20 protein-coding genes are annotated in these 23,639 nt (G+C 63.0%); 7 read left to right on the top strand and 13 right to left on the bottom strand.

Annotated features, from left to right (window positions below; genetic code table 11):
• Positions 1–11: 11 nt before the first annotated feature.
• The 6 genes from rodA to KVQ74_RS06540 all read right to left on the bottom strand — a co-directional run bounded on the left by rodA (position 12) and on the right by KVQ74_RS06540 (position 6,060).
• Positions 12–1,115, bottom strand: a complete 1,104-nt coding sequence (gene rodA / locus KVQ74_RS06515) for a rod shape-determining protein RodA (RefSeq protein WP_217830312.1) — start codon at positions 1,113–1,115, stop codon at positions 12–14.
• Positions 1,116–1,146: 31 nt separating this feature from the next.
• The gene (mrdA, locus tag KVQ74_RS06520; protein ID WP_217830169.1) at positions 1,147–3,042 is read right to left on the bottom strand and encodes a penicillin-binding protein 2; all 1,896 of its coding nucleotides are present in this window, start codon (positions 3,040–3,042) and stop codon (positions 1,147–1,149) included.
• A gap of 10 nt (positions 3,043–3,052) precedes the next feature.
• Positions 3,053–3,520: a 23S rRNA (pseudouridine(1915)-N(3))-methyltransferase RlmH gene (gene rlmH / locus KVQ74_RS06525; protein WP_003185785.1), complete on the bottom strand. Its 468-nt coding sequence runs from the start codon at positions 3,518–3,520 to the stop codon at positions 3,053–3,055.
• Between the two features lie 10 nt (positions 3,521–3,530).
• The gene (gene rsfS, locus KVQ74_RS06530) at positions 3,531–4,025 is read right to left on the bottom strand and encodes a ribosome silencing factor (RefSeq protein WP_217830170.1); all 495 of its coding nucleotides are present in this window, start codon (positions 4,023–4,025) and stop codon (positions 3,531–3,533) included.
• A gap of 72 nt (positions 4,026–4,097) precedes the next feature.
• Positions 4,098–4,820 (bottom strand): nicotinate-nucleotide adenylyltransferase, encoded by a 723-nt coding sequence (gene nadD, locus KVQ74_RS06535; protein ID WP_262149306.1) that lies wholly within the window; start codon positions 4,818–4,820, stop codon positions 4,098–4,100.
• Positions 4,789–6,060, bottom strand: a complete 1,272-nt coding sequence (locus KVQ74_RS06540; protein ID WP_217830172.1) for a glutamate-5-semialdehyde dehydrogenase — start codon at positions 6,058–6,060, stop codon at positions 4,789–4,791. The genes nadD and KVQ74_RS06540 overlap by 32 nt, the downstream gene beginning before the upstream one ends.
• A 177-nt stretch (positions 6,061–6,237) precedes the next feature.
• Between KVQ74_RS06540 and KVQ74_RS06545 the strand changes: the two genes are divergently transcribed.
• The 4 genes from KVQ74_RS06545 (at position 6,238) to KVQ74_RS06560 (ending at position 14,244) form a co-directional block, all read left to right on the top strand.
• Complete coding sequence (locus tag KVQ74_RS06545; protein WP_217830173.1) at positions 6,238–6,936, top strand: DNA-3-methyladenine glycosylase; 699 nt, start codon at positions 6,238–6,240, stop codon at positions 6,934–6,936.
• Positions 6,937–7,016: 80 nt separating this feature from the next.
• A complete protein-coding gene (locus tag KVQ74_RS06550; protein WP_217830174.1) occupies positions 7,017–8,333 on the top strand; it encodes a bifunctional DedA family/phosphatase PAP2 family protein in 1,317 nt (438 codons plus the stop codon).
• A gap of 227 nt (positions 8,334–8,560) precedes the next feature.
• Positions 8,561–12,001: a calcium-binding protein gene (locus KVQ74_RS06555; protein ID WP_225929887.1), complete on the top strand. Its 3,441-nt coding sequence runs from the start codon at positions 8,561–8,563 to the stop codon at positions 11,999–12,001.
• Positions 12,002–12,054: 53 nt separating this feature from the next.
• Positions 12,055–14,244, top strand: coding sequence for a hypothetical protein (locus KVQ74_RS06560; RefSeq protein ID WP_217830175.1), 2,190 nt, complete (start codon positions 12,055–12,057; stop codon positions 14,242–14,244).
• Between the two features lie 12 nt (positions 14,245–14,256).
• Here the strand turns inward: KVQ74_RS06560 and KVQ74_RS06565 are convergent, their stop codons facing one another.
• Genes KVQ74_RS06565 through KVQ74_RS06575 form a run of 3 tightly spaced genes read right to left on the bottom strand, consistent with a single transcriptional unit; the run spans position 14,257 to position 15,936 of the window.
• A complete protein-coding gene (locus tag KVQ74_RS06565; RefSeq protein ID WP_217830176.1) occupies positions 14,257–14,847 on the bottom strand; it encodes an LON peptidase substrate-binding domain-containing protein in 591 nt (196 codons plus the stop codon).
• A gap of 10 nt (positions 14,848–14,857) precedes the next feature.
• On the bottom strand, positions 14,858–15,574 hold the full coding sequence (locus KVQ74_RS06570; RefSeq protein WP_217830177.1) for an LrgB family protein: 717 nt from the start codon (positions 15,572–15,574) through the stop codon (positions 14,858–14,860).
• The gene (locus tag KVQ74_RS06575) at positions 15,574–15,936 is read right to left on the bottom strand and encodes a CidA/LrgA family protein (RefSeq protein WP_217830178.1); all 363 of its coding nucleotides are present in this window, start codon (positions 15,934–15,936) and stop codon (positions 15,574–15,576) included. The genes KVQ74_RS06570 and KVQ74_RS06575 overlap by 1 nt, the downstream gene beginning before the upstream one ends.
• A gap of 193 nt (positions 15,937–16,129) precedes the next feature.
• Here KVQ74_RS06575 and KVQ74_RS06580 point away from each other — a divergent pair, with 193 nt between their 5' ends.
• From KVQ74_RS06580 to KVQ74_RS06590, 3 genes are all read left to right on the top strand, one after another.
• The gene (locus tag KVQ74_RS06580) at positions 16,130–16,585 is read left to right on the top strand and encodes a MaoC family dehydratase (protein WP_007909575.1); all 456 of its coding nucleotides are present in this window, start codon (positions 16,130–16,132) and stop codon (positions 16,583–16,585) included.
• A gap of 110 nt (positions 16,586–16,695) precedes the next feature.
• The gene (locus KVQ74_RS06585) at positions 16,696–18,423 is read left to right on the top strand and encodes a C13 family peptidase (RefSeq protein WP_217830179.1); all 1,728 of its coding nucleotides are present in this window, start codon (positions 16,696–16,698) and stop codon (positions 18,421–18,423) included.
• A gap of 27 nt (positions 18,424–18,450) precedes the next feature.
• A complete protein-coding gene (locus tag KVQ74_RS06590; RefSeq protein ID WP_217830180.1) occupies positions 18,451–19,092 on the top strand; it encodes an oxidoreductase in 642 nt (213 codons plus the stop codon).
• A 43-nt stretch (positions 19,093–19,135) separates the two neighbouring features.
• Here the strand turns inward: KVQ74_RS06590 and KVQ74_RS06595 are convergent, their stop codons facing one another.
• The 4 genes from KVQ74_RS06595 to KVQ74_RS06610 form a co-directional block, all read right to left on the bottom strand.
• Positions 19,136–19,420 (bottom strand): YceK/YidQ family lipoprotein, encoded by a 285-nt coding sequence (locus KVQ74_RS06595; RefSeq protein ID WP_217830181.1) that lies wholly within the window; start codon positions 19,418–19,420, stop codon positions 19,136–19,138.
• On the bottom strand, positions 19,413–20,045 hold the full coding sequence (gene ubiX, locus KVQ74_RS06600) for a flavin prenyltransferase UbiX (protein ID WP_192559082.1): 633 nt from the start codon (positions 20,043–20,045) through the stop codon (positions 19,413–19,415). Before ubiX ends, KVQ74_RS06595 begins: the two co-directional genes overlap by 8 nt.
• The gene (gene mpl / locus KVQ74_RS06605; RefSeq protein ID WP_217830182.1) at positions 20,042–21,391 is read right to left on the bottom strand and encodes a UDP-N-acetylmuramate:L-alanyl-gamma-D-glutamyl-meso-diaminopimelate ligase; all 1,350 of its coding nucleotides are present in this window, start codon (positions 21,389–21,391) and stop codon (positions 20,042–20,044) included. Before mpl ends, ubiX begins: the two co-directional genes overlap by 4 nt.
• A 256-nt stretch (positions 21,392–21,647) precedes the next feature.
• On the bottom strand, positions 21,648–23,573 hold the full coding sequence (locus tag KVQ74_RS06610) for a sigma-54-dependent Fis family transcriptional regulator (RefSeq protein ID WP_217830183.1): 1,926 nt from the start codon (positions 23,571–23,573) through the stop codon (positions 21,648–21,650).
• Between the last annotated feature and the right edge of the window lie 66 nt (positions 23,574–23,639).

Genomic DNA, 23,639 nt, shown 5'->3' on the forward strand with positions numbered 1-23,639 from the left:
CTTCACCTTATTCAAACCTGTGCGATCCACTTGCGATGGGTATGGATCGACATCAAAACCCCAAACGCTGACAGCAGCGTCACCAGCGAAGTTCCTCCGTAGCTAATGAACGGCAACGGCACCCCCACGACCGGCAACAGGCCACTGACCATACCGATGTTGACGAAAACATAAACAAAAAACGTCATGGTCAGCGCGCCGGCCAGCAATTTGCCGAACAGCGTCTGCGCCTGCGCGGTGATCACCAGCCCGCGACCGATCAGCAACAGATAGATCAGCAGCAGCGCGCAGATGCCCACCAGGCCGAACTCTTCACCCAGCACCGCAATAATGAAGTCGGTGTGGCTTTCCGGCAGGAAGTCCAGGTGCGACTGGGTGCCCAGCAGCCAGCCCTTGCCGAACACCCCGCCGGAGCCGATGGCGGCTTTCGACTGGATGATGTTCCAGCCGGTGCCTAGCGGATCGCTTTCCGGATCGAGGAAGGTCAGGATCCGCTGCTTCTGATAGTCGTGCATGATGAAGAACCACATGGCGATCGCCACGGGGACGGCGGCGGCGAGCACGCTGAGAATCCAGCGCCAGCGCAGCCCGCCCATGAACAGCACGAACGCGCCGCCGGCCAGGATCAGCAGCGAAGTGCCGAGGTCCGGCTGGCGCACGATCAGCACGAACGGCACCCCGATCAACCCCAGGCTGATGACCACATGTTTGAGCTGCGGCGGCAGCGTTCGCTTGGACAGATACCAGGCGATGGTCGCCGGCATCAGGATCTTCATGAACTCCGAGGGCTGGAAGCGGATCACCCCGGGAATGTTGATCCAGCGGGTCGCGCCCATGGCGTTGTGGCCCATGATGTCCACCACCATCAGCAACACCACCCCGAACACATAGCCGAGCGGCACCCAACGGGCCATGAACCGGGGTTCGAACTGGGCGATCACGATCATCGACACCAGGCCGATACCGAACGAGGTGGCCTGTTTGCCCAGCAGATCCCAGCTCTTGCCGCTGGCCGAATACAGCACGAACAGGCTGCCGGCGGCCAGGATCAGCAGCAGGATCAACAACGGGCCATCGATATGCAGGCGTTGCAGCAGCGTCGCGCGGCGACGCATCACATCCTCACTGGAGAGCATGCGATCGAAATTATTCTTCACGGGCCGTAGCCTCCGCACTGATAGGGCTGGCGTATTCGGCCTTCAGGCGTCCGTCCTGATCCAGAAGCCAGGCATCCATGACCTGACGTACCACCGGCGCGGCGACACCAGAACCGGACTCACCGTTCTCGACCATCACCGACACCACGATTTTCGGATTGTCCGCCGGCGCAAACCCGACGAACAAAGCGTGGTCGCGATGGCGCTCCTGCACCTTGGAGCGGTCGTACTTCTCGCCCTGCTTGATCGCGACCACCTGGGCCGTACCCGACTTGCCGGCGATCCGGTATTGCGCGCCGATCGAAGCCTTGCGCGCGGTGCCTCGGGCACCGTGCATCACCTGCTGCATGCCGTGGTTGACCTTGGCCCAGTCCGACGGGTCGCGCAGGACGATGTCCGGCATCGGGTTTTCGTCCTTCGGCTTTTCGCCTTCGATGGTCTTGGCCAGGTGCGGCCGGTTCCACACGCCCTTGTTCGCCACCAGCGCCGTGGCCTGGGCCAGTTGCAGCGGAGTCGACTGCATGTAGCCCTGGCCGATCCCCAGAATCAGGGTTTCGCCCGGGAACCATGCCTGCCGGCGGGTCGCGCGTTTCCATTCACGGGACGGCATCAGGCCGGGGGATTCTTCGAACATGTCCAGCGAGACCTTCTGGCCGATGCCGAATTTGTTCATGTAAGCCGACAGCCGATCGATGCCCAGCTTGTGCGCCAGGTCATAGAAGTAGGTGTCGTTGGACCGCATGATCGCCGTGTCGAGGTCGACGAAACCGTCACCGGTACGGTTCCAGTTGCGGTACTTGTGATCGTAGTTGGGCAGCATGTAGTAGCCGGGGTCGAACACCCGGCTCGACGCCGTCACCACGCCCGCGTCCAGGCCGGCAATCGCCACCGCCGGCTTGATCGTCGAACCCGGCGGATACAGACCGCGCAGCACGCGATTGAACAGCGGCCGGTCGATGGAGTCGCGCAACTCGGAATAGGCCTTGAAGCTGATGCCGGTGACGAACAGGTTCGGGTCGAAGCTCGGCTGGCTGACCATCGCCAGCACTTCGCCGGTGTTCGGATCCAGCGCCACGACCGCACCGCGACGCCCGCCCAGTGCGGCCTCGGCGGCTTCCTGCAACTTGATGTCGAGGCTCAGGACAATGTCCTTGCCCGGCACCGGATCGGTGCGCTTGAGCACGCGCAACACGCGGCCCCGGGCGTTGGTCTCGACTTCCTCGTAACCCACCTGCCCGTGCAACTCGGCCTCATAGAAGCGCTCGATGCCGGTCTTGCCGATGTGGTGGGTGCCGCTGTAATTCACCGGATCGAGGGTTTTCAGCTCTTTCTCGTTGATCCGCCCCATGTAACCCACCGAATGCGCAAAGTGCGCGCCCTGCGGGTAGTGCCGAACCAGTTGCGCGACCACTTCAACACCCGGCAGGCGGAACTGGTTCACCGCGATGCGGGCGATCTGTTCCTCGGTCAGCTCGAACAGGATCGGCACCGGCTCGAACGGCCGGCGCCCCTGACGCATGCGCTTCTCGAAAATCACCCGGTCTTCGGGCGTCAGCCCCAGCACTTCGACGATCACGTCGAGCACTTGCTGCCAGTCGCCGGAACGCTCGCGGGTCATGCTCAGGCTGAAACTCGGACGGTTGTCCGCCACCACCACGCCGTTACGATCGAAGATCAGGCCACGGGTCGGCGGAATCGGCTGCACATGGACGCGGTTGTTTTCCGAGAGGGTCGAGTGGTACTCGTACTGGATCACCTGGAGGAAATACAGCCGGGCGATCAGCACACAGATCAGCAACACGACCGCAATGGCCCCGAAAACGACGCGGCTACGCACTAGGCGTGCGTCTTTTTCGTGGTCCTTGATGCGGATCGGCTGGGACATGAGGGCAGGATTACTTGTGGTAAGGGTGGCCGGACAACACGGTCCAGGCACGATACAACTGTTCGCCGATGAGGATCCGCACCAGCGGGTGCGGCAGCGTCAACGGCGACAACGACCAACGCTGATCGGCGCGGGCACAGACTTCCGGCGCCAGCCCTTCCGGGCCACCGACCATGAAATTGACCGTGCGCGAGTCCAGCCGCCAGCGATCGAGTTCGACTGCCAACTGCTCGGTACTCCACGGTTTGCCGTGGACTTCGAGGGTGACGATCCGCTCGTTCGGCCCGACCTTGGCCAGCATGGCTTCGCCTTCCTGACGGATGAAGCGGGCCACGTCGGCATTCTTGCCACGGGTATTGAGCGGAATTTCCACCAGTTCCAGCGCCAGTTCGGACGGAAGACGCTTGGCATATTCATGCCAGCCTTCTTCCACCCATTTGGGCATGCGTGAACCGACGGCGATCAGTCGCAGTCGCACAGCGCTACCCTTACTGCTGGTCTTTGTTGAGCTTGGTGAAATGCTCGTGGGTGTTTTCCGGGCTGTGGTGCTTGGCGTCCGCCGCACGGCTTTGCTCGGCACCGGCCCACAGACGTTCCAGGTCGTAGAACTGACGAGCCGAGGCGGTCATCATGTGTACGATCACCAGGTCCAGGTCCAGCAGCACCCAGTCGCTGTCGCCCTTGCCTTCTTCACCCAGTGGACGGGCACCTTTCTTTTTGACTTCTTCGCGGACCTTTTCCAGCATCGCGTTGATCTGGCGATTGGAAGTACCAGTCGCGATGATCATGTAGTCGGTGATGCTCTGCTTGTCGCGAACATCGATGATCTGGATGTCCTGGGCCTTGACGTCTTCCAGGGCTGCCACGGCGACCTTGACCAGTTCGTCACCGTTGAGCGGCTCGTTGGTGTTGACCGGTTCCGGCAGCGGCGCACTCTTGAATGTGCCTTTGCGCTTTACTTTAGCTACGTCTTTGTCAGTCATATAAAACTCGTTTTGCTCATGTATTCGGCGGCTTGGCGACACGTTTGTCCGTATCAGTGAAGCACGCCTTGTTCAGTTCGACGCACGGTACAGACCGTGCGCATCGATGTAGGCCAGGACCGCGTCGGGCACCAGGAAACGTACCGACTTACCGCTGGCCAGCAGTTGACGGATCTGGGTGGCGGAAACCGCGAGCGGTGTCTGCCAGACGAATGCAATCTGTCCGCTCGGCCCCTTGAGGGCCAGCGGGTCGCTCACCGAACGCGCTGCCAGCAGGTTGCGCAAGGCATCCGGCGGTTCGCTGTCGGCGTCCGGGCGCTGAAGCACCAGGATGTGGCAATGCTGGAGCAACTCTTCCCAGCGGTGCCAAGTGGGCAGGCCGCAAAATGCGTCCCAGCCCAAAAGCAGAAAAACCTGGGTGTCCGCGGCCATTTCGGCACGCATCGACTCCAGGGTATCAATGGTCCAGGACGGTTTGTCCCGCTGCAATTCGCGGGCGTCCACCACCAGCGGCGGCACTCCGGCCACCGCACACTCGACCATCGCCAGCCGGTCCTGCGCCGACACCTGCGGCGCATCGCGATGCGGCGGTCGGGCGCTGGGCATCATGCGCAGCTCGTCGAGCGTCAGCGCTTCGGCGACTTCCAGCGCGCCGCGCAGATGGCCGACGTGAACCGGGTCGAACGTTCCGCCCAACACGCCGATGCGCAGGGGGCGCGACTCGCTGCCGGTATGCGGCGCTGTCAGGTCGAGGTCGGTCAAGTCAGACCGTCGCCTGGCCGCGCAACTGGCCATCACCGACCACGATGTACTTCTCGCAGGTCAGTCCTTCCAGGCCCACCGGGCCACGGGCGTGCAGCTTATCAGTAGAAATGCCGATCTCGGCACCCAATCCGTATTCGAATCCGTCGGCGAAGCAGGTCGGCGTGTTGATCATCACCGACGCCGAGTCGACCTGCGCCACGAACTGCCGGGTGTCGGCGAGGTTTTCGCTGACGATCGAATCGGTGTGGTGGGAGCCGTAGCGGTTGATGTGTTCGATGGCCTGATCCAGGCCGTCGACGACGCGGATCGACAGGATTGGCGCCAGGTATTCGGTGCTCCAGTCGTCTTCAGTGGCCGCAACGGCCTCGATGATCGCCCGGGTGCGCTCGCAACCGCGCAGCTCGACGCCTTTTTCGCGGAACTGGGCAGCCATCGACGGCAGGAAATCCTTCGCAACACTTTGATCGACCAGCAGCGTCTCCATCGCCCCGCAGATGCCATAGCGATAGGTCTTGGCATTGAAGGCGATGCGCTGGGCTTTCGGCAGGTCGGCGTGGGCGCTGACGTAGACGTGGCAAATGCCATCCAGGTGCTTGATCACCGGCACCCGGGCGTCACGGCTGATACGCTCGATCAGGCCACGGCCGCCGCGCGGCACGATCACATCGACAAACTCGGGCATGGTGATCAAAGCGCCAACGGCGGCGCGGTCGGTGGTTTCCACCACTTGCACCACGGCGGCCGGCAGTTCGGCCTCGGCCAGGCCACGCTGGATGCACGCGGCAATCGCCCGGTTGGAATGAATCGCCTCGGAGCCACCGCGCAGGATGGTTGCGTTGCCGGACTTCAGGCACAGGCTGGCGGCGTCGATGGTCACGTTCGGCCGGGATTCGTAGATGATCCCGATCACGCCCAGCGGCACGCGCATCTTGCCGACCTGAATCCCCGACGGACGGAAGCTCATGTCACGGATGGCACCCACCGGATCCGGCAGCGCCGCGACCTGCCGCAGACCGACGATCATGCCGTCGATCCGCGCCGAGGTCAGTTCCAGGCGTTCCAGCAGCGCGGGCTCCAGACCGTTGGCGCGACCGGCGGCCAGGTCCTGTTCATTGGCTGCCGCAAGCTCCGCGCGAGCCGCGTCCAGGGCATTGGCGGCAGCCAGCAGGGCGCGGTTTTTCTGCGCGGTGCTGGCACGGCCGATGACCCGGGAAGCTTCGCGGGCGGCGCGACCCAATCGGGTCATGTAGTCAAGAACGGACTCAGTCATGGTCTGCTGGGGTCTTGGCAAAGAGGAAAGCGGCAGATTATAGCTGTCACGTCCCGGGACTAACAGCGGTGACGGGCGGATGGTCGAAATGGACAGTGATTTGCCGACGTTCAGCCGTAATTAAGCCAGCGATTGTTATCATCACGACCTCTTCAGCCGGAATAAATGCCGCTTGCCATGTCCAACCTGACCGTTCGCGCCACCGCCACGCGCCTGCCTGTGGGACTTCCAGACAGTTTTTTCGACCGTGACGCACAGACGCTGGCGCGGGATCTGCTCGGCAAAGTCATCCGTCATCGGGTCGGCGATCTGTGGCTCAGCGCCCGGATCATCGAAACCGAGGCCTATTACTGCGCGGAAAAAGGCAGCCACGCCTCCCTCGGCTACACAGAAAAGCGTAAGGCTTTGTTTCTGGACGGTGGCCACATCTATATGTACTACGCCCGGGGCGGCGATTCGCTGAACTTCAGCGCCCAGGGGCCGGGCAATGCGGTACTGATCAAATCGGCTTATCCGTGGGTCGATGAAATCAGCGGCCCGGCCAGCCTGGCGCAAATGCTCCTGAACAATCCCGACGCCCAGGGTCGCCCGCGTCCGTCGCAGAAGCTCTGCGCCGGACAGACGTTGCTGTGCAAGGCGCTGGGATTGAAAGTGCCGGTATGGGACGCCAAGCGCTTCGACCATGAGGTGCTGCTGGTGGAAGACACCGGCCCTGCGCCGGCCCACATCATCCAGGCCACCCGCCTGGGCATTCCCCACGGTCGCGACGAACACCTGATGTACCGCTTCGTCGATGCCGCCTACGCACAATGGTGTACGCGGAACCCGCTGCGGCGGGGTCAGGTCGAAGGTCGCGATTATTTTTTGTTGCCCTGAAAGCACTCGGGACTTGAGTTCGAAGAAATCCCCCGTGGGAGCGGGCAAGCCCGTTCCCACAATTGAATGGAGTTGTTCATATGAGCCAATGGCTCGATAGCGTGACCGGCTGGCTGGCAGCCAATCCGCAGTGGCTGGCCGCTGCGGTGTTCATCGTGGCCTTCGTGGAGTGCCTGGCGATTGCCGGGCTGATCGTGCCCGGCACGGTGCTGCTGTTTGCCGTGGCGGTGCTGGCGGGCAGCGGTGCGCTGTCGCTGAGCGAAACCCTGTTGCTGGGCTTTCTCGGGGGGATTCTCGGTGACGTGATTTCCTACTTCCTCGGTCGCCATTTCCACCAGAACATCCGCCGCCTGCCTGGCCTGCGCCATCATCCGGAATGGATTGGCGGGGCCGAAACCTACTTCCAGCGCTACGGCATCGCCAGCCTGCTGGTCGGCCGCTTCATCGGCCCGCTGCGCCCGATGCTGCCGATGGTCGCCGGCATGTTCGACATGCCCTTCCCGCGCTTCGCCGCTGTCAGCCTGCTGGCTGCCGCCGGCTGGAGCCTGGCCTATCTGCTGCCGGGCTGGGCCACCGGGGCGGCGATCCGTCTGCCGCTGCCCGAAGGTTTCTGGCTGCAGGCCGGCATCGTCGCCGGCGCCATCGCGGTCATGGTCGGGTTGAGCGCCAACAGCAGCCTGCGTCGCCATCGTCGCGCAACGCTGTGGATCAGCAGCATGAGCCTGTTGATCCTGATCGGCATGTTCTTCGGCTATCCGTACCTGACCGCGCTCGATCAGGGCGTGATGACACTGGTGCAGGAGCATCGCAGTCCGGCCCTCGATGAGGTTGCGGTGGTGCTGACCCTGATCGGCGAATTCCGCAACATGCTGCTGTTCAGCGCCCTGCTGACTGTCCTGCTGCTGGTCTGCCGACAATGGCGCCAGGCGATTTTCACCGGCGCCACCCTGCTCTGCACCGCTCTCGCCAACACCGGCACCAAGCTGTTTTTCGCCCGGGTCCGGCCGGAAGTGCTGACCGATCCGCTGACCAGTTACAGCATGCCCAGCGGTCACGCCTCGGGGTCGTTCGCGCTGTTCCTGACCCTCGCGGTTCTCGCCGGGCGCGGCCAGCCACCCCGGATGCGCCTGACCTGGCTGCTGCTCGGCTGTCTGCCGGCCTTGTCGATCGCGTTGTCGCGGGTCTATCTCGGCGCGCACTGGCCGACCGACGTGATTGCCGGCGCGATGCTCGCGGCGTGCGTCTGCGCGGCCAGCCTGTGGTTTATCCAGCGCCGCGAACCGCTCGAACCCATGCCGCAGAAAGTCTGGTGGCTGGTGCTGCCAGCGCTGGTGGCGTTGTTCGGCTTCTTCGTATTGCGCCACTTGCCGCACACCTTGCTGCGCTACGCCTACTGACGACACCTGCGCCGACAAAAACACCCGTCAACTTAAAAGTGACGGGTGTTTTTATTCAAGTTTGACTTTATATAACGGCAACTTCGGCTCTGTTAGTTCTCCTACATATAAAGACATCACATATACAGAAAAACAAAACCACCTGAATCATTCGCTACTTCGTGACACCGTGGGCGTCCCAATTATCACTTGAAGATAATTAACTCTCTTTATGAAAGTTCACGCCCATGACCCTCGACAGCAATAACAACCGCGACATTTATCCGCCAATAAAAATTTCCGACATTAATCCGGCCCTCTCTCCCCTCCCCGGTAAAACACCTGACCTCAACGCTCTGGACAAACTGTTCGGCCCCCTGCCGATCGGCGAGCTCAGTGTCAGTCGGCAAGAACTTTACGTATTGGGTGCCACGCTCGACGGTGAAACCCTCACCCCGGCAACGGTGTACTTTTCCGAACCCGATCAAACGTTCATCGACGCCCTCGAGTTTGACCCGGTCAAAGTCGAGCAGCGTATCCGCTCCGCTGACGCCACGGCGAGCGAACTGGTTTCAACCTTGCTCTATGAAATAGTCACGCTGCGCTCGCCGGACGCTGCGCCATTATTGCGCCAGATACCGGCAGCCGCCGCTGAACCGCTCATGGACAGAATCACTCGTCTGCTCAACGCCACGCAGCGCGTGGACATCCGCAAAAACCCGTTGCCCGCGCATCTGCCGGGCTGGGTCGATCTCGCCAAGAGCCGGAGCATGACCAGCATGGGCGCGGGGTTGCAGGCCTACGGTTTGTACAGCGCCTACACGGGCATGATCGATGCGCTGAAAAAGGGCCAGCTCGGCGAAGCACTGGTCAATGCCGGGGGCGGCGTGACAGAAATCGGCTCGCTGGGCCTGGAATACGCCCTGACCCGCACTGGCGAAAAAATGATCCGCCAGGGCGCGCTGACCTTCGAACACTTCGGCAAGACCACCATGGGCAAATGGTTGTGCCGCAGCGCCGGGCTGATCGCCAGCGCGCTGACGCTGCCGTTCGACATCTACACCGCCATCAAGTCCTTCAGCGACGCCGCCCATGCCCAGGGCAAGGAGGCTCAGGACCTGTACGTCGCCGGTGGCCTGAGTGTGTTCAGTGCAGGTCTGTCACTGATGCTGGCCACCGCCTCGCTGATGGGATTCCAGGCCGCCGGCCCGATCGGGATTGCCGCCGCCGCGATCCTGATTGTCGGCGCGCGGGTCTACAGTGCCGTGCGCGTGGTCGACGATATCGACGACTACATCGAACTGAGCGTCAACGAGCGCTGGCGCGCCGGCTGGTTTGCGTTCACCGGCCAGGATCAGGACAAGTCGCTGATGGATCGCTTCACCACCGCCAAGACCCACAGCGATTACGCCAAGGCCTTGCAAACCCGCAGCAACGGCTGGCTCGACCATGAACTCAAGGGCAGCATCGAGGCCGTGGTCAACGGCCGCTTCGAGGTAAAACTGCAACCTGCCCGGGTCTACAAATACCAGTGGGATGACGCCACGGGCGAATCAGCCTTCTCCACGGTCGACACGCCGCTCATCGAGGAAACCGACGATCATTACGACGCCAGAAACGGCCTGCCCTCTGCGAACGCCAACATCGTCAGCCGCCCCGGCGACGCCAGCAAAGGCATCCTGTGGAAACTCGGCGGCGGCAACGACAGCGTCCTCGGCGTTCGGGACAAACCCAACCACTTCAACTACGGCGCCGGCCAGAAACACCTGAACGGTGGCGACAAGGACGACACCTTTGTCTTCCAGTCGGCCGCGGCGGCGCTCGCCTCGGCGCCCGACAAGGTCAGTTATCTGCAAGGCGGCCGCGGCGCGGATCTGCTGTGGCTGCAAGGCAAGCACCTCGGCCAGGATCACGGGCCGGACGCGCCGCGCTTCGTCGGCTACGACATCGACCTGGTCAAGCACCAGCTCGGATTGCGCTCAGCGGATGCCGGCGTCGAACCCGTACTGCACTCGACCCTCGACGGCTTCGAAAAGGTCGAGACACTCGCCGGCGCGGCCAATCGGGTCCGGGGTGGCGCCGGCAACAACCTGATCACCGCCAATGGCGACGACCGGGTCGACGCCGGCCCCGGTGACGATCAGGTTTTCGTCCGGGGCAGTCATGCCGTGGTCGATGGCGGCAGTGGAGCCGACGCCTACCACATCGATCGGATGGGCCTGCGGGTGTCGATCAGCGAAGACGCCGGGGAGCCGAGCAAGGTTTACCTGGGCGTGGCCCTGGAGGCGATCCAGTCCTGGCGCATCCATGACAACGATCTGCTGATCGAGACCCTGCGCAGCGATGACCCGCAAACGCCGCGACGAGAGCTGATTCTGGAGGCGGTGTACCAGACGCTCGACGGCAAGCGTTCACTGCGCAACGACAAATGGATGTTCATCACCGAGGACGGCTATCACCTGCAACCGGACTGGCCGGCCGAAACGGCAGATCTGAACGATCAGGAGTTGAATGCCATCGTGGTCGTGGCCGGCATCGGCAAAGCCTCGCCTTTCCTGCTTCACGACACCCCGCAAACGGCACTCGCCAACCAGCACTCGTCCTACTTCGTATCCCGTGACAGTCATTACACGACGCTGCGGGCCGGCAAGCAGGACAAGGACAATCGCAGCACCTTGTATGTCGACTTCGACAGCACGGAAATCGACGAACTCAGGTCGGTCTACACCGTAGACGTCACCGAGCGCGGTGCCTATCGGGTCGTGAGCTATCAGCAGATCCACTTCATCCTGACATTCATCGGCGGCGGCAAACTGCTTTCGCTGCACGGCGGCGTGAGCGAAAAACCCGGCAACAAAACCGAGAGCGTCGCCGGGATCCTCGCCTCGCCGTGGCAGATCACCCATCCCTTCACCCTGGTGATGCGCGATGGCGTGTCCTACCACCTCGACCTGCCCCGCAACAATTATCGGGAGGATGCGCAAAAACCCGGTTACAACGTCGTCCGCAGCCGCGAACCGCTGCGCGAGCGGGCCGGCAAATACATCTTCGTCCAACCCGCCGAGGTAACACGCCGGCTGAAGCGGACGGCGCAACGCATCGACTTCCGCGCCATTGCGCACAGCGCCACGTACTCGCTGGAAGGTCGATCCGCCTACTACGAGATGTTCCCGGCCAGCAACATGACGCTGCGGCTTTCAACCGCAATGGCGGACGCCAGCATCAGCGGTTCCTCGACCTGGCGGATTTACACCACGGCCCTGACGGAACACATCGGACGGGAGCAACTGAGCATCGCCGACAACCTGCTGATTATCGGCAGCATCCATGTCCATCTGCCGGACAGCCGCGACCCGTCGCTGCCGCTGGAAACCGTGGACGTGGTGGTATCCGCCGGGCATCGCTACCGGATCAATCCGCTGTTCGAGGTGATCGGTCTCTGCGCAGTCAATGCCCTGGCTTGCGCCACGCTGCCCAGGGTTATCGAACTGATCCATACGCACAAAAAACGCAATGAGCTGGAGAGCGATGAGGTGCCGATCGAGAACATCCGGCTGCCGGACTCCCCGGCCGGCAAGATCTTTTACAACGCGGTCACCGAGCGCTGGAGCCTCGCCAGCAAGCCGTCGCGTCCGATCAACCCCGAGCACCTGATCATTGGAGAAGTCCCCAAACCGCAAACCACCTGACAACGGACTGATCGTTTTTCAACCCCTCTCTTCAACCGTCAAGGAATGACACCATGCGACCAAAACCACCGCCCGCCCCCAACGTGCCCAAAGTGAACCCGCCCGCGCCGGGACCCGGCCGATTGCGCCCGGACGCCGACCTGCCGCTGATCCACCCTCCCGTCTCAGGTACGCCAACCCGGCCAACCGCCAACCCGGAACCGGGACACACCATCCGCCCCGGCGACCCTGCCGAAGTGCCCCGCGTCGAGGTCTCCGACCTGCCCACGGTCCGGCCCGAAACCAGCGCCGGACTGAACGGTTACCTGCTGAATCAGGCCTTTCTGCGCAATCTGCAGGCTGCCGATACCGAGGGCTTTCGCTTTATCGTCAATCGCAGGTTCGTCGATATCAAAGACCTGGGCACGGTGTACGTGGAATTCGATGCTACGGCGGGCGCCTATCGCGCGCGGGACCTCTACAACAAACTGCCGCCGGGGCCGATTCTGTTTCGGAATGAAGGAGAGCCGACCTGGGGCCTGCTGCCTTCCCCCTCCCCGGAGACTCGGGCCGCACAAAAGCGGCCGTCAGCGGACGACGCTGGCGATCAACCCGGCAGCAAGCGACCGGCGAATCCAGCGCCCGATCAATCGCTGCGCCCGGCCGTCGCCACCGTCTATCCGCTGACGATTTACGCTCGAAGCTACTTTCGGATGCGCCTCAGCCAGTCCGGCGACGGCGAGCCGAGCTTCCTCTATGGCTACGAAAAGGACGGCGAGCGCATCCTTCTCGACGCCCCGCCACCTGAATACGTGCGAGGCCCGAAACAGCACACGAGCTGGGATGACCTGATGTATTACGCCGCCGCCAAACCCGGTCCCGACGGGCAAGGCTACTACCGGATCGCGATCAAGACCGACGCGGCCAGCGACACGTCGTACACCCTTTACGGCTTCAAGGATGCCAACGACCATCTGGTCAAAGTCGACCCGCCCGTGGCCGGGATCGATGCCCGCCCCCGCCACCTGACAGGCTGGACCGATCATGAAATCTGGCGCCTCTACCGCCTGCATGGCGCGGACATCCCGCGTTTTCGCGCCGATGCACAAGCCAGCGGCACACGGCCTGAGTGGGCCAGGCCGGTGAAGTTCGGCAACCCGCGAAAGGAGCTGCTGAGGGATTCGTTGCGCTGGCTGTATCCACAAATGACCCGCGAACAACTGAGCACCCGGTTGCGCGCCTACAACCTGTCGCCTGGCCAACACGCCCGGTTGCGTCAGGATCTGCTGGACAATCCGCGCGTCATTCCGCCATGGGCCGAGCAGCACAAACTGCGCTCCCTGGACGCAAACGAGCCGAGCCGGTTTGCCGCCATGCAACAGGAAATCGAACCGTTGTTGCTGCCATTGCGCAACGGCACCCTCACGCTCAAGGGTCTGCATGGCCTGGACAAAATGGTCACCCGGGATTTTCTCGAGGCCTTCGTCAATCGCCTGGGTTACCGGCGCAACGCCTCGAACTGCCTGTACCGCACCGACATTCCGGCGCTGTTCAGGGCCGATGAGCGCACGCTGTTCGAGTTGGTCGACGACGGCCGGATGCTGCCGCGCATGACCCACGCCAAGGGTGGCACCAGCGAGAAGCCGATCAGCGCGACGGTCGGCCTGCAACTGGTCTGGACCTACGCCGGCAAAGGCACGACCGCGCCCGACCCGGAGCACCTGCGCTACAACAATCAGAAGAACAAATACCCCGGCAAGCGACCGGGCGAATCCGACAATGACTCCGGCGAATCCGACAACGAATGGTCCGAGGCCTCGGACGTGGAGCTGGATGACGAGCGTAATTACGAGACCATCCGCCACCAGCAGAAGATCAACTTCATCTACCTCATCGACACCCGCAACCTGGAAGTGGTGTTGCGCGAAGAGAACATCCTGCTCAACGGCAGCGCGGAAAAAAACGGGGCGAACTTCCCCGAGGATGAAAACGAAGCCTTGCTCTCGGCCTCGCGACGGGGCATTGGTTCCCAGCGTATCTGGCTGCTGGATTCCACCCTCGGCCGCGCGGCAAAAATCGATGACATCGCCGAACAGGCCGATTACTCGTTGCGCCGCAGCATCGAAGACAACACCCACAACGGCCAGTACAACCAGGCTCAGTACGACGCCTTGATCAACGCGGCGGCCAGGGCCGGCAAGCCGGTTCTGCGGATGGTGAAGGGGTTCGATACCTTTGCCAATGACATCGTCTGGCCCGAATAACCGGCCCCGGACTCAGGCAAACAGCTCGCCCTGCAACTCGTCGAGCAGCGCCTGGATCGCATCCAGGCGCTGTTGCGGATCATCGAGTTGCAGCAGGTCGAGCTTGTCCTCTTCGGCAAAGGGCAGCAGGTAGGCCAGTTGATTGGCCAGCGACTGTTGCCCGGCCGCGTCGGTGCCCATGTTCAGCGCCTCGACCATCGGATGTTCGGCCAGGGCCTTTAGCAACGCCATCAGATCGGCGTCTTCGTCCTGCAACGGTTGCTCGGGTTCGTCGTCCAGCCAGTCGACCTCGGCGACGAGCAACTGATCGCGCTGCACCTCGGTGCGCAACACATGGAAACGCCGTCCGCCCTGCACGCGAATGCCCAGCAGGCCGTTGTCCTGTTGCTGGAAATCGGTGATCCGCGCCTCGCAGCCGACCAGGGCAAAACCTTGCGGCGCAACGCCGACTTCGCTGCCCTCGAGAATGCACACCACCCCGAACCCGCCGCCCTGTTTCATGCAACGGCCGATCATGTCCAGGTAGCGTGCCTCGAAGATCTGCAAATCCAGATTGCAGCCGGGAAACAGCACCGTGTTCAGCGGAAAAAGCGGCAGACTCATAGACATTTCCTTAGACCACCATCGACACCGCCAACGGCAGGAACACCGCCGTGGCCACGCCCATCAGACTCATCGCCAGCGCCGCGAAGGCGCCGCACTCATCGCTTTCCTGCAACGCCACCGACGTGCCGACCGCATGCGCCGTCATGCCCAGCGCCATGCCGCGCGCCTCGGGGCTGTGGACGCCAAGACGGTTCAGCAGCGCCGGGCCGAAAATCGCGCCGATCACCCCGGTGATCAACACGAACACCGCCGCCAGCGCAGCGACGCCACCGATCTGTTCGGCCACCAGCATGGCGATCGGTGAGGTCACCGACTTCGGCGCCATGGTCATCAGGATCATGTGCTCGGCACCGAACCACCAGCCCAGCGCCACGCCCATGCCCGTGGCGACCACGCCGCCTATCACCAGCGTAGTAAAAATCGGCCAGAACAATTGGCGGATGCGGCGCAGATTGAGGTACAGCGGCACCGCCAGTGCCACGGTCGCGGGGCCGAGCAGAATGCTGAGGATTTCCGTGCTCTTGCGGTACTCGGCATAGGTCAGGCCGCAACCGACCAGTACACCGATCACCAGCAGCATCGACACCAGCACCGGTTGCAGGAAGATCCAGCGGGTTTTCTCGAACGCCGCCAGCACCAGTTGATAAGCCCCCAGGGTGATGCCGATGCCAAACAGCGGATGGTGGATCACCGACGCCCAGGCGCCTTGCCAGTCAAACAGCATCAGGACGCCTCCGACCGGGCGGCGTGACGCTTGACCAAGCGTTGCATCAGCACCCCGGCAAACGCCATGGACAGAATCAACGACACCACCAGCGCGCCGACAATCGCCCAGAAATCAGCGGCAATCGCCGTGGCGTAGACCATCACACCGACCGCCGGCGGCACCAGCAGCAACGGCAGATAACGCAGCAGGCTGCCGGCCGCGAGGTTCAGCGGCTCGCCCACTTCACCGCGAACGATCAGGAATACCAGCAACAGCAGCAGGCCGATGATCGGCCCCGGCAGCACCGGCAACAGCAAATGGTTGAGGGCCGTGCCGAGCAATTGAAACAGCACCAGCATGGTCAGGCCACGTAACAACATCCGTCATCTCCGTCCGACTTCCCGACAAGCACGGGCCGGCCATTATAAGCACGCGAACGCTATGAACCGGCATTCGCCAAAAGCATGGTCGGTTGACCTGAGCAAATCGTCATGATGATCTACAGTGGTTCGCAGGGCGGTTTTATCCCCCACCTGAAAAACTAAAAAAACGATGAACCCAAGGAGAGTCTCAATGCCCTATGTTCCAGTTGCAGAGCTCAAAGATTATGTCGGCAAGGAACTCGGACGTTCCGAATGGCTCACCATCGATCAGGAGCGCATCAACCTGTTCGCCGAAGCCACCGGGGATTATCAGTTCATCCATGTCGATCCGGTCAAAGCCGCGCAAACGCCATTTGGCAGCACCATTGCACACGGTTTCCTGTCGTTGTCGCTGATTCCCAAACTGATGGAAGACATCCTGATCCTGCCGCAAGGTGTGAAGATGGTGGTCAACTACGGTCTGGACAGCGTGCGTTTCATCCAGCCGGTCAAGGTCAACTCCAAGGTCCGCCTCAAGGTCGACCTGGGTGAGGTGACCGAGAAAAAACCCGGTCAGTGGCTACTCAAGGCCACCGCCACCCTTGAGATAGAAGGCTCGGACAAACCGGCCTACATCGCCGAACCGCTGTCGCTCTGCTTCGTTTAAGCGCCTGGATGCGAAACGGCTCACGCTGTTTCGCATCCGCGCCCTTCCGGCGGCTGTATAAGGTCACATAGCTGCGGCATACTCGGTCGCCTAATTGCCCGGATCCCGCTATGCGCTCATTCGCTCCGCTCGCCCCTCTTGCCCTGACCCTGTTGCTGGCCGCTTGCGGCGACGGCGAATCGCTGTTGCCACCGGATGCGCGCCTGCCCGACGGCGGACGCTATCGCGGCGAGCTGGTCAACGGCCTGCTGCAGGGTCAGGGGCGGGTCGACTATCCCAACGGCAGTTGGTACGCCGGGCAGTTCGACAAGGGGCAGTGGCACGGTCAGGGCGAGTGGCACGGCAGTAACGGCGAGGTCTATCGCGGCCAGTTCCAGCAAGGCTTGTTCGACGGCCAGGGCACGCTGACCACCCATGGCAGCAGCTACACCGGCGGCTTCAAGCTGGGCCGACGCGAAGGTGAAGGCACCCTCAAGGAAAACGCCATGACCTACCGTGGCGAGTTCAAGGCCGACCAGTATTCCGGGCTCGGGCGCCTGGAACTCGATGACGGCAGCTCGTATCAGGGCCAGTTCGCCCACGGCAAACCCAACGGCGAAGGCCAGCGTGGCGACGCCAGCGGCAATCAGTTCAGCGGCCACTTCATCAACGGCCAACTGGAAGGCAACGGCACCTTCAACAGCGCCGACGGCGACATCTATGTCGGCGGCTTCAAGAACAATCAACTGCACGGTAAGGGCCGCTACGAAAACGCTGACGGCGACGTGTGGCTCGGCCAGTTCAAGGAAGGCGCACTGACCGGCAAGGGCGAGCTGATCGGCGCCGACGGCAGCCATTACATCGGCTCGTTCAGCGACTGGCGCTTCAGTGGCCAGGGCCGTCTGAACCTGTCCGACGGCAGTTTCTATATCGGCCAGTTCGACAGCGACAGTTATGCCGGGCGCGGCACCCTGGTCCTGACCGATGGCACGGTGCTCACCGGCACCTGGATCAACGGCCAGCGGGTACGCGATGCCGACGGCAAACTGCTGCCCGATACCCTCGAAACCGGCCTGCTCGCCCAGGGCCGCCTGCTCGACGATGCGCTGGCCAGTGTGCCCGCCTCGACCCCAGCCGTGGAGCTGTACACCCTGACCCTCGGTGGCGACGGCAAGCAGAGCGTGTTCCTGCGTGAGTCCGATTACGTGGCCAACATGCTCGCCACCCGCTTTGGCGCCTACGGCCAGATCCGTCTGGTCAACCATCGCGACCACCTCACCGACCGGCCGATGGCCACCCGCGAGAACCTGCGCCGCGCCGCGCAGACCCTCGCCGAACGCAGCGGCCCGGAAGACTTGTTGTTCATCTACCTGACCAGCCACGGCACCGCCGAACACGAACTGGTACTCGACCAGCCGCGCATGGAACTGGCCGACCTGCCCGCCGACGAACTCGCCGCCGTGCTGGCGCCGCTGAAGAATCGCGACAAGATCATCGTGATTTCGTCGTGTTACTCCGGCGGGTTCATTCCGGCGCTCAAGGATGAACGCACGCTGATCATGACCGCCTCGCGCGCCGACCGCGTGTCCTTCGGCTGCTCGGAAGAAGCCAACTTCACCTACTTCGGCGACGCCCTGTTCGCCCAGGCGCTGAACCAGACCGACGACCTGGAACAAGCCTTCAAGCTGGCCAAGGCCACCGTCGCCGAGCGCGAACTGGCGGACAATTTCGAAGCCTCGGAGCCGCAGATCTGGGCGCCGAAAACCGTACTCTCGCACTGGCAACTGCTGCGCAAGCAGCAAGCACGAAAAGCATTGCAAAGCGCTGCGTTGAACGACGGGACGACAAAGAGCAACTAAGCTGAACAGTATCAAGGGAGAGACACTATGTACTTGACGCCTCAGCATGTCTTGCTTGCCGGAGCCACCGGGTTGACCGGGGAACATCTACTCGACCGTCTGCTCAACGAGCCGACGATCACCCGTGTTCTCGCCCCTTCACGCCGGCCGCTGGCCGAGCATCCGCATCTGGAAAACCCGGTCGGCGACCCGCAGGCATTTCTGCCGCAACTCGCCGGGCGCGTCGACATCGCCTATTGCTGCCTCGGCACCACCATCAAGCAGGCCGGCTCCGAAGAAGCGTTCCGCGCCGTGGATCTGGACATGGTGGTGGCATTCGCCAAACGCGCCCGGGAAATGGGCGCGCGGCATCTGATCGTGATCAGCGCCCTGGGGGCTGATCGCCGATCATCGATTTTCTACAACCGGGTAAAGGGCGAGATGGAATACGCACTGCGCGCGCAGGACTGGCCGCAACTGACCATTTGCCGGCCCTCTCTGCTGCTCGGGGAGCGCAGCGAACCGCGCCTGGGTGAACAACTGGCCGCGCCGTTCTCGAAACTGATTCCCGGCAAGTACCGTGGCATCGAAGCCTGCCAACTGGCCCGGGCGATGTGGCGGCTGGCGCTGGAAGAACAGGATGGGGTGCGGATTGTCGAGTCGGATGAGCTGAGGAAACTCGGCAAGTAACTGTCTGGTGACTCCCTCCGAGGCGGGAGCGCGCAGCGCTCCCCTACAATCCCCCGGTGGCCTGAAACCCGACGCCAAGCACCGTCAGTAACGACAACGGCAACAGCAGCGTATCGAGCAACGCACTGGCCGGCAGATCCACACCCGGATAGCCCGGCGCCTCGGCCCCGAACCGATCCTTCGCGCAGCACCCGCCATTCATTGCATACAGGTCCAGCCGCGTTCCCGAATACACCACGGGTGCCCCCGGTTTGGCCGCATCCAGCGTGCGCGCCGTGGCGCAGCCGGTCAGTTGCAGCGCCAACAGAATCGCCAAGAGCTTATTCATCGCTGCTCAAATGATGTTCGCCCCAACGCGGCAGCATGTCCTGGGGAATGCCCAGCAGATTGAGGATCCGCGCGACCACGAAATCGATCAGGTCATCGATGGTCTGCGGCTGGTGATAGAAACCCGGCGACGCCGGCAGAATGGTCACGCCCATGTTCGACAGCTTGAGCATGTGCTCCAGATGAATGCTCGAATACGGTGCTTCGCGAGGCACCAGGATCAACTGGCGGCGCTCCTTCAGCGTGACGTCGGCGGCGCGTTCGATCAGGTTGTTGCAGGCGCCGGTCGCAATCGCCGACAGGGTGCCGGTCGAGCACGGCACCACGACCATCGCCGCCGGCGCACCGGAACCGGAAGCCACCGGCGACATCCAGTCTTCCTTGCCATACACGCGGATCTGCCCGGCGGCGGCGCCGGTGTATTCGGTAAGAAAGGCCTGCATCATCTGCGGCTTGGCCGGCAGCGAAACGTCTGTCTCGGTGGCCATCACCAGTTGCGCGGCCTTGGAGATCAGGAAATGCACCTCGCGATCTTCCCGCACCAGGCAATCGAGCAGGCGCAAACCATACTGGGCGCCGGACGCGCCGGTCATCGCCAGCGTGATGCGTTCCGGGCCGTTGCTCATTTCAGCGCCTCGGCGAGTTTGCCGTGCAGGCCGCCGAAGCCGCCGTTGCTCATAATCACGACATGGGTGCCGGGCTGGGCCTGACTCTTCACCCGCTCGATGATCCCTTCCAGTGAATCGCTGACAATCGACGGCACCGTACACAACGCCGCCGTACCCGCCAGATCCCAGCCGAGGTTGGCCGGGGCGTACCAGATCACCTGATCGGCATCGACCACGCTGTCCGGCAGACCGTCGCGGTGTGCGCCGAGCTTCATCGAGTTCGAACGCGGCTCGATGATCGCGATCAACGGCGCATCGCCGATACGTTTGCGCAGGCCATCCAGGGTGGTGGCAATCGCGGTCGGGTGGTGGGCGAAGTCGTCATAGATGGTGATGCCGCGCACTTCGGCGACCTTCTCCATCCGCCGCTTCACGCTCTTGAACGCGCTCAACCCGGCAATGCCCATCGACGGCACGACACCGACATGACGCGCGGCCGCCAGAGTGGCCAGGGCGTTGGCAACGTTGTGCTGACCGGTCAGCTCCCACTCGACCACACCCTGGGACACGCCTTCGAACATCACTTCGAACGCCGAACCGTCGTCCTTGAGCAATTTGACCTGCCACTGGCCGCCGGCACCGGTGGTCTGCACCGGGGTCCAGCAGCCCATTTCGATCACGCGCTGCAAGGCCGGCTCGGTGGTCGGATGGATCACCAGGCCTTCACTCGGGATGGTGCGTACCAAGTGGTGGAACTGCCGCTCGATGGCCGGCAGATCGGGGAAGATGTCGGCATGATCGAACTCAAGGTTGTTGAGAATCGCGGTGCGTGGGCGGTAGTGGACGAATTTCGAACGCTTGTCGAAGAACGCGCTGTCGTACTCGTCGGCCTCGATCACGAAGAACGGCGTGCCGCCCAGGCGCGCGGACACCGAGAAGTTCTGCGGCACCCCGCCGATCAGGAAGCCCGGGCTCATGCCCGCATGTTCCAGCACCCAGGCGAGCATGCTGCTGGTGGTGGTCTTGCCGTGGGTGCCGGCGACGGCCAGGACCCAGCGCCCCTGCAGCACATGATCGGCCAGCCACTGCGGGCCGGAGACATACGGCAGGCCTTTGTTCAGCACGTATTCCACCGCCGGGTTGCCACGGGACATGGCGTTGCCGATCACCACCAGATCCGGCGCCGGATCGAGCTGGGCCGGGTCGTAACCCTGGGTCAGTTCAATGCCCTGGGCTTGGAGCTGAGTGCTCATCGGCGGATAAACGTTGGCGTCGGAGCCCGTGACATGATGGCCCAGCTCTTTGGCCAGAACCGCCATCGAGCCCATGAAAGTCCCGCAGATACCCAGAATATGAATGTGCATAGTCGACCTCGTAAAACATGGCCGCAGGTTAGCGCAGGGAGGGGGAAATGGCACTCTTTAGGTGAGGGGCTCGGATGGGGTGGGCCGCTGGGTCCAGACCTGGCTCAGAATCGCTACCCTCGCCCAACCCTCTCCCGAAGGGAGAGGGAGCCGATCCTCGTGAAATTCAAAACCGGGTTCGACTCGGAACTTGCAGGGTTGGCGAAGTTTGCAAGGACGACTCGGTCAGTCCCCTCTCCCTCTGGGAGAAAGGCTCCTAGCTGACGCGCCGCTCGATCCCATGCTTGCGCAGCTTTCTATATAGCGTATTGCGACTGACCCCAAGCTGCTCCGCCGTGTGGGTCATGTGCCAGCGCGTATGCTCCAGCGCATTGAGCAACGCCAGCCGTTCCGCATCGTCCAGCGGATGCTCCGACGATGACGCTGAAACCTCCAAAACCGCCGGCCGCGCCTGCCGGATCATCGCTGGCAAATCCTCCATCCCGATCCGTCCGCCATCACACAACGCCGCCAGCGTGCGCAGCACATTGCGCAATTGCCGCACGTTCCCCGGCCAGTTGAAGGCCAGCAACGCTTGCCGCGCCGGCTCATCGATCAAGATCGTTTCGCCGCCCGCCTCTTCGGCCAGCAGGAAATCCAGCAACTGCGCCCTGTCACCGCGCTCGCGCAACGCGGGCAGCGCCACCTCCAGGCCATTAAGCCGGTAATACAGATCCTCGCGAAAACTGCCATCCTCGACCCGCTCCAGCAGATTGCGGTGGGTGGCGCTGATGATCCGCACGTTGACCGCTTCCGGTTCGCCGCCGATCGGCACCACCTGACGATCCTCCAGCACCCGCAGCAACCGGGTCTGCAAGGCCAGCGGCATATCGCCGATTTCATCGAGGAACAACGTACCGCCATCGGCCTGCTGCAACTTGCCGCGCATGCCGTCCTTGCGCGCGCCGGTGAAGCTGCCACCGCGATAGCCGAACAGTTCGCTCTCGATCAGGCTCTCGGGAATCGCCGCGCAATTGAGGGCGACGAAGGCTTTGCCGGCGCGCTGACTGGCGTGGTGCACTGCCTTGGCGAACGCTTCCTTGCCGGAACCGGTTTCGCCATTGATCAACAGCGGCACGTCACGCTCGAACACCCGCAGCGCCTTGCGAAAATCTGCCTGCAACGCGGCATCGTCCAGGCAGATACCAGACAGCCGTGGTGCTTCGGGGGCCAGCGCAACCGCCGCAGGCATCACCGGCAGAGGGCGCCGCGCCTCACCGCGCAACACCGCAAACAGATGTCGTCCATCCCGGGTGCGCAGCGGCCAACTGGCGCTGGCATTGGCGCTGGCCCGGCCAAGCAGCTCATCCAGCGAACAATCGAAAAACGCCTCCACCGGCTGACCGAGCAAGCCACCACGAATGTGTCCGAGCAGGTTCAATGCGCTCTGGTTGACCGCACTGATCCGCCCTTCGCCGTCGAACGCCAGCAATCCTTCGCTGAATAAGCCAACGGACTCGGCCTGCAAATGAAAGCGCAGCAGCCATTGATTATCGAAGCAGCGCAGGAAGTAGCAGCTTTCGATCATCTTCGCCGACAGATTGACCAGCGCCATGGTATGGAACTGGCTCTGGCGCGACACATCCGGCCGCGCCGAGGACACATCGAGCACCGCCAGCAGTTCGCCGTGCGGGTCGAACACCGGGCTCGCCGAGCAGGTCAGGCCGGTGTGGCGGCCGCGAAAATGTTCATCCTGATGAATGGTCAGAGCCTGGCGCTCGACCAGGCAGGTGCCGATGCCGTTGGTGCCTTCGCAGGCTTCGCTCCAGTCGGAACCCAGCCACAGCCCGGCGCGCTCGAAGATCTTGCGCTCGGCGGGGGCGGTCACGCAGTTGAGGATCACCCCCCGGGCGTCGGTCAGCAGCACCGCATGGCCGGCGCCGGACAGTTGCTGATGCAGACTGCTCATTTCATTGCCGGCGATCTGCAACACCTGTTGCAGGCGCTCGCGGCTTTCGAGGACGCGCCCATGTTCGAGCACTGTCGGTGCCATGCTCAGGGCCGGGTCGAGGTGATAGTCCTCAAGACAACGCAGCCACGAACGGGCAATCGACGGATCGGCACCCGGCCCGTGCAGGTGCGGTTTGCCCTGGGTGACAGTGAGAACCTGTTGGGCATGGCGACTCAAATGGTTGTCGTGCATTTCTTATTGTTCTCCCCGAGGCTCGTTGGCCCATGCGTGAAGTGGTGCCCAGCATCCTCCAGCCAC

It is taken from the genome of Pseudomonas botevensis (assembly GCF_019145475.1).
Classification (GTDB): Bacteria; Pseudomonadota; Gammaproteobacteria; order Pseudomonadales; family Pseudomonadaceae; genus Aquipseudomonas; species Aquipseudomonas botevensis.

What these genes read in the sequence shown, in the direction of transcription:
- rodA (WP_217830312.1), bottom strand. Translation starts at nt 1,115, where the DNA reads ATGCGTCGCCGCGCGACGCTGCTGCAACGCCTGCATATCGATGGCCCG.
- mrdA (WP_217830169.1), bottom strand. Translation starts at nt 3,042, where the DNA reads ATGTCCCAGCCGATCCGCATCAAGGACCACGAAAAAGACGCACGCCTA.
- rsfS (WP_217830170.1), bottom strand. Translation starts at nt 4,025, where the DNA reads ATGACTGACAAAGACGTAGCTAAAGTAAAGCGCAAAGGCACATTCAAG.
- nadD (WP_262149306.1), bottom strand. Translation starts at nt 4,820, where the DNA reads ATGGCCAGTTGCGCGGCCAGGCGACGGTCTGACTTGACCGACCTCGAC.
- KVQ74_RS06540 (WP_217830172.1), bottom strand. Translation starts at nt 6,060, where the DNA reads ATGACTGAGTCCGTTCTTGACTACATGACCCGATTGGGTCGCGCCGCC.
- KVQ74_RS06545 (WP_217830173.1), top strand. Translation starts at nt 6,238, where the DNA reads ATGTCCAACCTGACCGTTCGCGCCACCGCCACGCGCCTGCCTGTGGGA.
- KVQ74_RS06550 (WP_217830174.1), top strand. Translation starts at nt 7,017, where the DNA reads ATGAGCCAATGGCTCGATAGCGTGACCGGCTGGCTGGCAGCCAATCCG.
- KVQ74_RS06555 (WP_225929887.1), top strand. Translation starts at nt 8,561, where the DNA reads ATGACCCTCGACAGCAATAACAACCGCGACATTTATCCGCCAATAAAA.
- KVQ74_RS06560 (WP_217830175.1), top strand. Translation starts at nt 12,055, where the DNA reads ATGCGACCAAAACCACCGCCCGCCCCCAACGTGCCCAAAGTGAACCCG.
- KVQ74_RS06565 (WP_217830176.1), bottom strand. Translation starts at nt 14,847, where the DNA reads ATGAGTCTGCCGCTTTTTCCGCTGAACACGGTGCTGTTTCCCGGCTGC.
- KVQ74_RS06570 (WP_217830177.1), bottom strand. Translation starts at nt 15,574, where the DNA reads ATGCTGTTTGACTGGCAAGGCGCCTGGGCGTCGGTGATCCACCATCCG.
- KVQ74_RS06575 (WP_217830178.1), bottom strand. Translation starts at nt 15,936, where the DNA reads ATGTTGTTACGTGGCCTGACCATGCTGGTGCTGTTTCAATTGCTCGGC.
- KVQ74_RS06580 (WP_007909575.1), top strand. Translation starts at nt 16,130, where the DNA reads ATGCCCTATGTTCCAGTTGCAGAGCTCAAAGATTATGTCGGCAAGGAA.
- KVQ74_RS06585 (WP_217830179.1), top strand. Translation starts at nt 16,696, where the DNA reads ATGCGCTCATTCGCTCCGCTCGCCCCTCTTGCCCTGACCCTGTTGCTG.
- KVQ74_RS06590 (WP_217830180.1), top strand. Translation starts at nt 18,451, where the DNA reads ATGTACTTGACGCCTCAGCATGTCTTGCTTGCCGGAGCCACCGGGTTG.
- KVQ74_RS06595 (WP_217830181.1), bottom strand. Translation starts at nt 19,420, where the DNA reads ATGAATAAGCTCTTGGCGATTCTGTTGGCGCTGCAACTGACCGGCTGC.
- ubiX (WP_192559082.1), bottom strand. Translation starts at nt 20,045, where the DNA reads ATGAGCAACGGCCCGGAACGCATCACGCTGGCGATGACCGGCGCGTCC.
- mpl (WP_217830182.1), bottom strand. Translation starts at nt 21,391, where the DNA reads ATGCACATTCATATTCTGGGTATCTGCGGGACTTTCATGGGCTCGATG.
- KVQ74_RS06610 (WP_217830183.1), bottom strand. Translation starts at nt 23,573, where the DNA reads ATGCACGACAACCATTTGAGTCGCCATGCCCAACAGGTTCTCACTGTC.